Source organism: Chitinivibrionales bacterium, assembly GCA_014728215.1.
Classification (GTDB): domain Bacteria; phylum Fibrobacterota; class Chitinivibrionia; order Chitinivibrionales; family WJKA01; genus WJKA01.
Genome location: WJLZ01000134.1, coordinates 26,428 through 37,642, shown reverse-complemented (window position 1 = coordinate 37,642; position 11,215 = coordinate 26,428). Strand labels below are relative to the sequence as shown.

At 45.0% G+C, this 11,215-nt stretch carries 8 protein-coding genes; 7 read left to right on the top strand and 1 reads right to left on the bottom strand.

Features of this window, described 5'->3' with window-relative positions; all coding sequences use genetic code 11:
* From GF401_11475 to GF401_11460, 4 genes are all read left to right on the top strand, one after another.
* The coding region (locus tag GF401_11475) for a flagellin (GenBank protein ID MBD3345671.1) at window positions 1–354 on the top strand (354 nt) is incomplete at its 5' end.
* Between the two features lie 95 nt (window positions 355–449).
* The gene (locus GF401_11470; GenBank protein MBD3345670.1) at window positions 450–800 is read left to right on the top strand and encodes a hypothetical protein; all 351 of its coding nucleotides are present in this window, start codon (window positions 450–452) and stop codon (window positions 798–800) included.
* A 115-nt stretch (window positions 801–915) separates the two neighbouring features.
* The gene (locus GF401_11465) at window positions 916–3,831 is read left to right on the top strand and encodes a hypothetical protein (GenBank protein ID MBD3345669.1); all 2,916 of its coding nucleotides are present in this window, start codon (window positions 916–918) and stop codon (window positions 3,829–3,831) included.
* Between the two features lie 36 nt (window positions 3,832–3,867).
* Window positions 3,868–4,404 carry a hypothetical protein gene (locus GF401_11460; GenBank protein MBD3345668.1) on the top strand — a complete coding sequence of 179 codons (537 nt, stop codon included), beginning with the start codon at window positions 3,868–3,870 and terminating at the stop codon, window positions 4,402–4,404.
* A gap of 21 nt (window positions 4,405–4,425) precedes the next feature.
* Here the strand turns inward: GF401_11460 and GF401_11455 are convergent, their stop codons facing one another.
* Complete coding sequence (locus GF401_11455) at window positions 4,426–4,758, bottom strand: STAS domain-containing protein (protein MBD3345667.1); 333 nt, start codon at window positions 4,756–4,758, stop codon at window positions 4,426–4,428.
* 273 nt (window positions 4,759–5,031) lie between these two features.
* Between GF401_11455 and GF401_11450 the strand changes: the two genes are divergently transcribed.
* The 3 genes from GF401_11450 (at window position 5,032) to GF401_11440 (ending at window position 11,215) form a co-directional block, all read left to right on the top strand.
* Entirely contained in the window at window positions 5,032–5,856 is an 825-nt protein-coding gene (locus tag GF401_11450; protein ID MBD3345666.1) for a diaminopimelate epimerase, read from the top strand.
* 84 nt (window positions 5,857–5,940) lie between these two features.
* On the top strand, window positions 5,941–10,788 hold the full coding sequence (locus tag GF401_11445; protein MBD3345665.1) for a tetratricopeptide repeat protein: 4,848 nt from the start codon (window positions 5,941–5,943) through the stop codon (window positions 10,786–10,788).
* A gap of 31 nt (window positions 10,789–10,819) precedes the next feature.
* Window positions 10,820–11,215, top strand: coding sequence for a hypothetical protein (locus tag GF401_11440; protein MBD3345664.1), 396 nt, complete (start codon window positions 10,820–10,822; stop codon window positions 11,213–11,215).

The window sequence follows — 11,215 nt, the reverse complement described above, 5'->3', positions numbered from 1 at the left end:
GTTTCAATGCCGGCAAACGATATGACCGCCGCATCGCTGGGCATTGAAGGAACCTCTATTGCCACACAGGCTGATGCAAATGCTGCACTGGCGTCTCTGGATACTGCACTCACCCAGATGAACAGTCAGCGAACCGATGTTGGAGCCATGTATAACAGGTTTGAATCAACCATGAATAATCTGTCAGTATCCGAAATAAATACCCAGGCTGCCGAATCGGTCCTCCGGGATCAGGATATGGCAAAGGGACTGACCGAGCTTGTCCGTACTCAGCTCCTTCAAGAAGGCGGAATGAAAGCATTCAGCAGATTTAACCAGATCAGCGCAAACCATTTGATGGGATTAATTGGATAAGGAAGAATGGAGTAGCGAAGTGATGGATACTCTGTGAAAAGATATATTTGCTTTTTACCAATACTTCACTACTCCAGCACTCCATTTTTTCTATTATGTTCAAAACAACCGAACAGGATATCGCCAGACACTATTCAGCGATGCAAATAACCACAGCATCGCTGCCAAAGGCGATATGCATGCTTCATGATAAGTGCATTCTTTATATCCGGAAAGCTCTGGAGAATCCGGATGAACGGCGAGACTATCTCGACCGTTCGCAAAACATTCTCGCCCAACTCCAGTCGTCGCTCCGCTACGGTGATTCGATGTCAAAAAGTATTTTTCTACTCTATGATTACTGTTACATGCTGCTGGAAAGCGGCACCGAAACAGAATGCATCAATGCACTGGAAATAATTCACCCCCTGAGTGACACTCTTTCGACGTTGATTAATCAACAGTAGCACGAATCTGCGCGTCGCCTTGCTGAATGTTCCTGTGTGATCTATATTCTTTTTTCACTGATACGTATACCGATAGATAAACATATAATAAGTATAGATATATCGAGATTCCACAATGCCTAAATTATCCGACCTTCTCTCCGGTAATTCATCAAAAGACAAACTCGCTGCCATCGCATCAGAAAACATCCGGACGAAAAAAAGGAAACAAAAACCGCGTCCACACCAGAAGCCCAATTCACCATATCCAGTCGGCGAATTTATCTCACTGGATTTCGAAACAACCGGTCTGGATTCGAAAAACGATCGAGTCATTGAAATCGGCGCTGTCCATTTCAAAAACAACAAAGTAGAATCAGAGTATTCGACCTTTGTTAATCCCGGGTGTCCTGTACCACCGCAGATTTCTCAGCTCACCGGCATTGTTGACAAGGATGTCCAAGATGCTCCCTGCTTTGGTGATATTGCCGATACTCTTTTAGAATTTATCGGTAATCTTCCCTTGTGCGCTCATCAGGTGGAATTTGACATCTCTTTTCTGAACGAATCACTTACCCGACTTTCCCGCAACAAGCTCAAACCCTGGTATCTTGATACTGCGCTCATTTCACGGGTTGTTCTTCCCAACCAACCCGCCTATTCGCTGAAATTCATTGCCGAATATCTCAAGGTAGAACTCCTCGATGCTCATCGCGCACTCGATGATGCCCGTGCATCGGGAAGGGTTGCCATCCGGTTGCTCGAAAGGATTCCCGAGATATCACTTTCGGCCCGTGAAAAAATGGCCTGGTTTGCACCACCCTCTCTATTTAAAAGAGTACTCCAGGACAGCTGCAGAACCCATGGTGCTCATATCAAGCGACGGATACCCGGCCTTCCGAAGCTTCCGGGCAAACTTGTTCCCGAAGATGAATTACAACAACTGTCCTTTGATGATGTGTCGAATGCATTCAGCGCACAGGGACCACTTTCGCAGGCATTTGCAAATTATGCCGAACGGCATTCACAAATCGATATGGCCTGGCATGTCGCAAAAACCCTGAACGCCCAATCGCAACTGGTTGCCGAAGCCGGCCCGGGTATCGGAAAATCTTTTGCCTATCTTATCCCTGCAGCACTCTACTCGGTTAAGAATAACAGACGTATAGCAATCGCGACCCACACCAGGAATCTGCAGGATCAACTGATCAACAAAGATCTCCCGGTGGGCCGGAAAGTGGCAGGTGATGATTTCCGGTACGCGATTTTAAAGGGGCGGGCCAATTATCTGTGCCGTCGACGGTTTGAACTGCTCTTAAGCGGCAAACTGGGCAACCTTTCCCGCCGGGAACGAGGCGCTGTTTTACCGCTGATCCGATGGGCCGAAGATACCACTACCGGTGATATCGAAGAGCAGAATCAATTCAATCGCAAATGGTTTGCAAAAATCTGGAACCTGATCTCCGCAGAATCACGGGATTGCCTTGGAAGAAAATGTCCATCCTTCGGAACCTGCTATCTCCAGCATGCCCGTCAGAAAGCACTCAACTCCCATGTCGTGGTAATCAACCATGCTCTCTTCTTTTCGGAGGTTTGCTCCGAAACATCGTTTTTAGGCAAACTTGATTCGCTTATTTTCGATGAAGCCCATCATGTCGAATCTGTCGGACACCATCAGCTCCGGGTAGAGGTGGATACCAACCGGTTCAAGCTCTATACCGAAATAATCAACACCATGCTCAAGCGGCTCGAAAAGCAGTTTGCCGATTCCGAAACAATAAAGACCGCCAAAAAGGTTAACACCCATCTAAAACGGATACGAAAAAGCGCCGAGGCCCTGCTAAAGGACCTCGATAAATGGGCCGAATGTCGTTACCCAACGCATTCCTCCTATCAATTCTCCTACACTGACGCGCCTTTTGATACTTTTTCAAGCCGTGCGGGAATGGAAATTGTCATCGATGAAATGCAGGACCGTCTGCTCAATTTGAAAAATGCGGTTGGCACCGTTGAAAACAACCCTGCCTGTGATGAAACTGTCACCGAAATCGATTATTGCAGCGAACAGACCTCACAGATCAAAGCGGATTTAATCTATGTAACCCAGGCAGTTACCGAAGATCATGTATTCTGGATTGAGGGTAATCGTGACAAGGGATGGGTCAAATTGTGCGGGGTGCCTCTTGATATCGGATCTATTCTGAAAACAGTATGGGATCGCATTGAAGGCGGACTGGTTTTTACTTCTGCCACACTTTCTATCTCCAGCTCCATGGAGTACCTGATAAATAAGCTGGGGTTGACCGGTGATTTTTCTCACACCACGGAGGTCAAAATTTTTGACAGCCCCTTTTCATCGCAGCAGGCGATCAGAGGTGTTATCACCGATGCTCCCGAGCTGGATTCGCCCAATTATATCCCCTTTACCGCTCGGGTTATCGAAACATTCTGGGAACGGTTTCAAAAAAACATTCTCTGCCTCTTTACCTCCAACGCCCAGTTAAGCAGCGTCTATTCGGCCCTCAGAACATCAACTGAAATTCCCAGTCTGAAAATACTGGCCCAGAGAATTTCGGGGAACCGACAGACTATTCTGGAACAGTTTAAAAGTGGCTCTTCGATGGTACTTCTGGGAACGGATAGCTTCTGGGAAGGAATCGATGCTCCCGGTAAAGCCTGTGAAATCGTTATCATGTGCCGACTTCCCTTCCCGGTGCCCAGCCATCCTCTCACCGAAGCGCTGGCCAAAAAGCATGTTGAGCTTTACGGTGAATCCTTTTTCTCATTCATGGTACCCGAGGCCATCATTAAATTCCGTCAGGGGGCTGGACGGCTTATCCGGAGTGTCACCGACCACGGCGCACTCCTGGTTCTCGACAAGAGGATTGTAACCAAAGGATATGGAAAACAATTTATCCGTTCGGTTGATGGAGTGTTTAATTCATTTGATTCTATTGGTAATGCCTGCAGTGCAGTGAAGTATTTTTTTGAAAATGAGCCCGAAGAAGGCAATTATGACAATATTTCCTATGTTCCCTTTGATGAAGCCTGAGAGGGGCACTAAAAATCGAGGCATAATTTGAGAGCAATGGCTCATATTTCATCGAATCGGTTCACCGTATCACTAAAAGCATTTAAAGCATTTGCTGTTCTGGCAGTTCTGATACTTGTTGCTGGTTGTGGTGTATATACGTTCAGCGGTTCATCCCTGCCGGCATACCTGAAAACGGTCGATATCCCGCTCTTTGTTAATAATTCCCTTCAACCGGGTGTGGCCGAAGAGATTACTGAAGGCCTTACCCGAGAGGTCCTGTCTTCCAATCTCTTGCGTATCGTTTCCTCCCAGGGTGATGCGACAATCAATGGAAGAGTTGTTTCTTATGCAAATCAACCTCACACCTATGGAAGCAGAGGAGCCAGAGAGGTGGATATCAGCGAATATGCAGTAAAAATTGCCGTTGAGGTCGAGTTTGTCGATAATAAAAAAAACAAGCCTATCTATAAGGGAACAATTGTCGGTGAAGGAATTTATAATTTTGATTCGGAAACCGAAGATATCGGCCGGTCAAAAGCCATAGACCATGCAGTTGAGCAGATTATTCAAAATTCTGTACAAGGATGGTAGTCCCTCACCCCCTCGCATCAATCAGGCATTCAGCAAATCATTTTCGGATTTAACAATTAAAACCTTATCCACAATATTCAGCATCCGGAAAATATCCATAATGCTCTCATTAGGGTCGAATAGCACAAGCTTTCCGCCCTTTTCTTTGAGCATCTCATAGCATTGAATTAATACTCCAACTGAATTTGAATAGAGATATGATGTCGAAGTAAAGGAGAGAGCAATATTGATTTCTCCTTTTTTGACATTTTCTTCAAATATCCGGTATAGACCGGAAAGATTTGAATTCAACCCGATATCATCTACAACCGACAAAACAATGTATCTGCCGACCTTTTTCCTCTGGACATCCATTTTCTTCGCCTTAGTTTAGTAATGATGTAACAGCCATCGGAAAGCATCTCCAATATAATATAACTAATCTCTTGAGAAGGAATTATCCTCAATTACCTTTAATGATTTCCATTATTCTATTAATTCATATATTTTTCTAAATAACTTTACGGACCTTATGGCCCATGGGTAATTTAATTACAACGTATTAAAATTCTAATACAGCAAATATAACTATGAGATATAATCCTTTGGTTATGTCTTATTTAAACAAGGAATTCAAAGGGATAGGGTATGAATTTTGTTAAAATGGAGGGGTGTGCAAACGATTTTATCGTAACCAATGATCTTACGGAAGATACCATTCGCAATATCTCGTCTAAAGCCCGGTATATATGCGACCGGCGGCTTGGGATTGGGGGTGATGGAATTATTGCATTGTTGCCCTCTTCGGTGGCCGATTTAAAAATGAGAATTATCAACGCCGACGGTTCTGAGGCAGAAATGTGCGGCAACGGAATCCGGTGCCTTGCATTATTTGCAAAACAAATGGAATTAAGTACAAAACCGGCCTTGCGGATAGAAACCGGCGCAGGTATTATCGGCACCGAATTTGTCGATGACGACATTAAAGTCAATATGGGACCGCCCATACTGGAGGGTGATAAGATACCGGTCGCAAAGGCCGGAAAACCCATCGTTGAAGAAAAAATAACCGCGGGAAACAGAACGTTCGAAATTACTGCCGTTTCGATGGGCAATCCCCATGCAGTAATTCATGTGAATGAAATAACCGACGAACTGGTTCTGGATTACGGACGCATTTTAGAAAGCCACTCCTTTTTCCCCAATAAAACCAATGTCGAATTTATTTCGATAATTTCTGATAATGAAATACGGATGCGCGTTTTTGAGCGGGGTGTCGGAGAGACGATGGCATGCGGCACCGGCGCCTGTGCAAGTGTTGTGGCCGGCATACTCAACAGAAAACATGGAAACAATGTTCTCGTTCACCTTCTGGGCGGAGATCTCAGAATCGAATGGGACGGAGATGAAAAGAGCCCGGTTTTCATGACCGGTCCGGCCCGATGGGTGTTTGAAGGTTCCGTAACAGTTTAATTCGGCAACATATCCAAGTGAGGAGAACAAAAACTCATTGTGTCATTTTCATCTATGATCTCCTCTTTCTTGAAGGGATAATTAATGTTTAGAGTTCATTTCCGATTTTTATCGGTTTGTTTGTATAGTATATGTATAGCAGGTTTTGCCGCTTTTTTACCAGCGGCACCAGAGGAGAGCGATTCTTCTGCACAAGGAAACTCATCCTTACATGAAAACAGCAATTTAAAATCGACAACAATTCTGATTGCCCGTCCTGAAGATGCTTCATTTGACGAGAAGGATGAAAACAAGTGGTTTGCTGTTCTCAGTGAAGCTCTTTTCTATTTCAAATTTTCGGCAACCGAGCATATCGATGTTATTCCCTGGGATACCCTGAATAACAATATCCGCCAGTTTAAAAATCTTTCCCGCCGACTCGCCGAACCTGATTACCGGGATCTGATACAGCTAAAAGATGTCGGATATATGATATTCCAGAATTATGAAATCATTAAAGGTAATGTTCAGTATCTTGCCGAATTAATATCTGTGGATGAAAACAGAGCTGTTTCAGTTTTTGAGAGCACCTTTCCCACAGGTTCCCTTCCCCACGAGCTCGATTCATGTATTCGACAGTTTCATAGTGCAGCCGGCGTTAAGTTGACGCCTGAGCATGCCCGATTTCTCCGCACCCCCCTGCTCAGCGGTAATGAAAAAATCCTCAAGCAATTTTCCGAAATACTTTTAGACGACCTCTACGGAAAATCGGGGCGCCCCCTTGAGATGGCTGAAGAGTATCGAAAGATAGTAAAACGTGACGTTTTAATGTACCTTGCTCACTACTACGCAGCCCGCCATTTTGTCAAAGCCGAAAAACATTATAACGCTGCGGTTGGACTCGACAATCTGCTTGTTACTATCGGTCCCTTTTATCCTGAACTTTACGTAGCCGCTGCCCGAAGTTACCGTCTTGCCGGGAATTATGATGATGCCATCCGTATAGCGATTCTCGGGGAAAAGGGTGGTATGGATACTATTAAACTCGCACTCGAAAAGGCCCGGGCCTTCGAAGCGCGGAGAGATACCGAAAAGGCAAAATCAGCCTACCGGGGGGTTCTTGATAAAGACGATGATAATGTTTCTGCACTTCTTTTCTTTGCCCAATATTTTAATAATCATAATAAACATGACGACGCATTATCATATGCCGAAAAACTCCTCGCCCATGATCCTGCAAACGGGCCGGCCTATCTGGAGAAAGGAAAAAGCCTTTTTCGACTGGGGAAGGAAGATGCAGCGCTCAAGGCATTTGACCGCACGGTACGATTTCTCGACGATAATCCTGTGCCTCACAAATACCTGGGGCAAATTTACGCCAAAAAGGAAAATTACGAGAAAGCGGCAGACCATTTTCGCATTGCAATGAAAGAAATGCCCAATGATTTTCTTGTACACCTCAATGCCGCCTTGTCGTTGCGGAAAACAGGAAAGCATAAGGAAGCGTATGAAATATTACGAAAAATCGAACCCAATTTTTCAAACAATTCGGAACTTCAGAAAGAAATGGGTTTACTCGAGCTTTTCCTGAACGACACGGCAAGCGCTCGAAACCATCTGAACAGATTCATAGCAGGGGGAGGAAAAGACTCATCGGTGTTTCTTGCCATGGGATATATTCACCTTGGAGCCAAAGAATACGACCGCGCCCTCGAAATGTTTTCTTCCGCTCTTCCGCTGGTTAAAGATAAAAACAGCTGCAGGCTGGCCCTTGCCCGACTGTCGCTTATTAAAGAGAACCCTCGTAAAGCAATCGCCTATCTTGATTCCATTGTGGCCGAAAAGCCGAAATACAAAGAGACTCACCGTTATCTCGGCGACGCCTGGCTCTCCCTTGGCAAGAGGGAAAAAGCGCTATCCAACTATCTGCTCGAACGAAAATATCATGGTGATTCACCTTACCTGCGACAAAACATCGCAGACCTTAACTATGCTCTGGGTAACCGACAAACTGCAGAGAACGAGTACATGGAGCTTGTGAAAAAAGACAAGACCAATGGAGAAGCGTTCTATCGGTTAGCATTACTTTCATTAAAACAGAAAAATTTTAAAAGCGCTGAAGAATATTTCACCACAGCATCGGTGCTTAAAAAACCAACACCGGAGATATATCACGAGTTCGGTGAAAAATATGCCGAGTTCAACATGAATTCAAAGGCGATCGATTTTTATACAAAATCTCTTTCTATTGATTCCGACCACGAAGCTTCCTGGCTGAAACTCGCAGATTTGTATACGAAGACAAACAACGACAGTGCAGCCGCCGAAGCTTATGCCGGCCATTTTTCACTTGATCCTCGCAAAAACAAAGAATCTATCATAACCGCAGGGGACTTGTTTGTTAAGGCACGAAAAGAAAATTCGGCCCAAAAATGCTATCGTACATTTCTCGACAAAAATTTCGAGAACCCCCATGTCAATTTTAAACTCGCCGGACTTGAATATGAGGATAAAGATTACAAAGAGGTGATCGAGCTCTTGAGAGGTCTTTCTGGCGCCTGGGGATCAGATATCCGGGTAATTACCATGCTTGCCGATTCATATTACCGGTTGAATGACTACAAAATGGCACAAAAGTATCTTTCCCAGGCGCTGGTTAAAAAACCATCCGACCAGCACCTCATCGAACTATCGGCAATTGCAAGCGATTCTACCGGCAATTATAAAAATGCCGTACGCATGTATGAAAAATATCTGGAAAAGGGAGCGAGCAACGACTATGGATTTCGGTTAGCCCGGCTCTATGAAAAGACAGGGCGCAGAGAGGATGCCCTCGAGCGGTACGCGGCCAATACCCGTTACTATCCCTCAGACCTGCGCAACCACGAGCGTCTTGCTGAATTATATATGGCCAAAAAGCGTTACAAATCAGCATCCCGGGTGCTCTACCAGGCCATTAAAGTAAAGGATGCTCCTCCACGATTTACACGAATGCTGGCCCGGGCGCTGGAAGCGCAAAATCAGAAGACTAATGCCGCGAAGTATTATGAGCAGTATGTAAAAGAAGTCCCTACCGACACAAGCGGGCTTCTGGAACTGGGTGAACTCTACTACCACCGCAGCCAGTATGATAAGGCGATACCCCATCTAAACCAAGCGTCGGTTTTAACACCCCGAAATTTCAGGTGTCATTCCATGCTTGGCGCCGCCTATCTGAAATCCAAAAAGTACAAAAGCGCAGTCGACCCACTGGAACGGGCCCACAAACTCGATCCGGAGCACCAGGAAACCATTGAACAACTGGCAGTGTGCTATCGCAAACTCAACAGCCGGAAAGAACTCGCCGGGGTTCTGGTAACGTTGATTAAGAAAAAACCCACCGACCATGCACTTCACCAGGAACTCGGTCTCCTGTACCTATCTCTTGACAAGCCCGATGATGCTGTTCCGGTACTGAAGACTGCAGTCAGGATGAAACCCTCGGATGTACAATCGCTGAATGCACTTGCCGGAATCCATAAGGAGCGCAAGAATGATGAGAAACGGCTGTCTTATCTTACTGAAGCAGTCAAACATTCACCGAAGGATTTTAATATCCGGTTCAGCCTTGGATCGTATTACCTTGAAAGAAAACAGCTGGACAAAGCCTATCCTCACCTTAAAGAAGCGGTACTCCTCAAGCCGAAAAACGCGAAAGCTCATTTTTCATACGGTGAAGTACTTTTTGCACAAGGGGAAAACACTGCTGCAAACACCCATTTTCGGCTGGCAGCTAAACACGATCCTCTTAAAAGTCGCCATTTTTTGCGCTTTGCCCAGACATCTCACCTTATCGGGAAAAATTCCGATGCCTTAAAAAGCATTCGCCAGGCCTTATTATTAGACGGCAGAGATCCTGAAATCCTGTTCTGGGCAGGAAAACTCCTAAAAAAAGCGGACAAACCGGATTCTGCCTATACCATGCTCGAAAAAGCTGCTGATAGAAACAGGGGATGCGATTCGTGCTATATTCTTCTTGGAGAAATTGCCTATGAGCAGACCCGTTACGATCGTGCTGAAGACTTTTTCAGAAAAGCACTGGATATCGCCCCCGATAATGAATATGTAAACCTACACTATGGGAAAGCTTTATTAAAAAACGGAAAAAAGGACAAAGCGCTTCAAACTTTTGAAGTAATATGGTCGAAAAATCCTACCAATGATGAAGCCCTCTATTATGTATGCACGGCATATATCAGTGACGGCAAGCTATTTATGGCATCAGAACTTATGAAAAAAAGGCCTAACCGGAAAGGAAACGGTTGGTATTATCTGACAAAAGGCTTACTTGCCGAAAAGCAGGATAAAATCAAAAAAGCCGAACTCTCCTATTCAAGTGCGGTTCGTATGCTGCCCGCTAATGCTCAGGCCCTGGCCGGGTATGGACGGATTCACTTGCGGCGGGGAAGGTACGATCAGGCGGTTGTCAATTTCGGAAAAGCCCTTGGTATCGATCCCAACAACCTCGGTATCATCCTCGACCTTGGAAATGCCTATGAAGCTCAGAAAAGCTATTCCTCGGCAGTCGAACTGTATCAGACTGCGCTCAAATCGAATCCGGAATACCATCAGGCCCATTTTGCCATTGCCCGTGTTGAAGGCAAGCGGAAAAACCATCTTAAATCGATTACAGCTCTTAAAAATGCTCTTGATATCGATAGAAGAAATCCACTCTATCATATGGCTCTCGGCCATGAGTATCGTCTCACTTCACAATATAAAGATGCTATAAAACAGTATAAAAGGGCCACACGGTTTGGAAAAGATTCTATGATCGATGCCTACCGGTATATCGGCAACATTTATTATTCGTCCCTTAAAAACAAAAGCAAGGCAAAAAAGTTTTATGAGAAATATGTAAATAAAGGCGGAGAGAACCGCACAGTGACTTTACGACTGCATAAAATACAATAGCTCCGCCCGATCAGTATCGGTAAAATAAACTATGGAAAATCTACCCGACCGTCATATTCTTGGAATCCCTGAAATGGATGAGCAGCACCGGTATCTCTATTCGCTGTTCGATAGAATCGAAACTACCGGCACGGTTACGGATTACGAAAGGACAAAACGCCTTCTTGAAGAAATCGAAGCCTATCTTCTTTTTCATTTCACCTCCGAAGAGCATTTTATCAGGATGTATAAAATTCCCGGATTCACGGAACATCAAGCCGACCACGAGCAAGCGGGCGAACGCTTTGTACTCTTTCTTGAAGATTTTGAAAAAGGGAAACTTAACCCATTAAAACTCCGCAATTTTCTCATCTGGTGGCTGGCCGAACACAGTAGAATCAGCGATGAAAAATATGCAGAGGCGGTAAAAAAATTGCGCCCGAAATAG

Excerpts from the sequence above, each read along its gene's own strand:
- GF401_11465 (MBD3345669.1), top strand. The coding sequence starts at position 916 with ATGCCTAAATTATCCGACCTTCTCTCCGGTAATTCATCAAAAGACAAA.
- GF401_11450 (MBD3345666.1), top strand. The coding sequence starts at position 5,032 with ATGAATTTTGTTAAAATGGAGGGGTGTGCAAACGATTTTATCGTAACC.
- GF401_11440 (MBD3345664.1), top strand. The coding sequence starts at position 10,820 with ATGGAAAATCTACCCGACCGTCATATTCTTGGAATCCCTGAAATGGAT.
- GF401_11460 (MBD3345668.1), top strand. The coding sequence starts at position 3,868 with ATGGCTCATATTTCATCGAATCGGTTCACCGTATCACTAAAAGCATTT.
- GF401_11470 (MBD3345670.1), top strand. The coding sequence starts at position 450 with ATGTTCAAAACAACCGAACAGGATATCGCCAGACACTATTCAGCGATG.
- GF401_11445 (MBD3345665.1), top strand. The coding sequence starts at position 5,941 with ATGTTTAGAGTTCATTTCCGATTTTTATCGGTTTGTTTGTATAGTATA.
- GF401_11455 (MBD3345667.1), bottom strand. The coding sequence starts at position 4,758 with ATGGATGTCCAGAGGAAAAAGGTCGGCAGATACATTGTTTTGTCGGTT.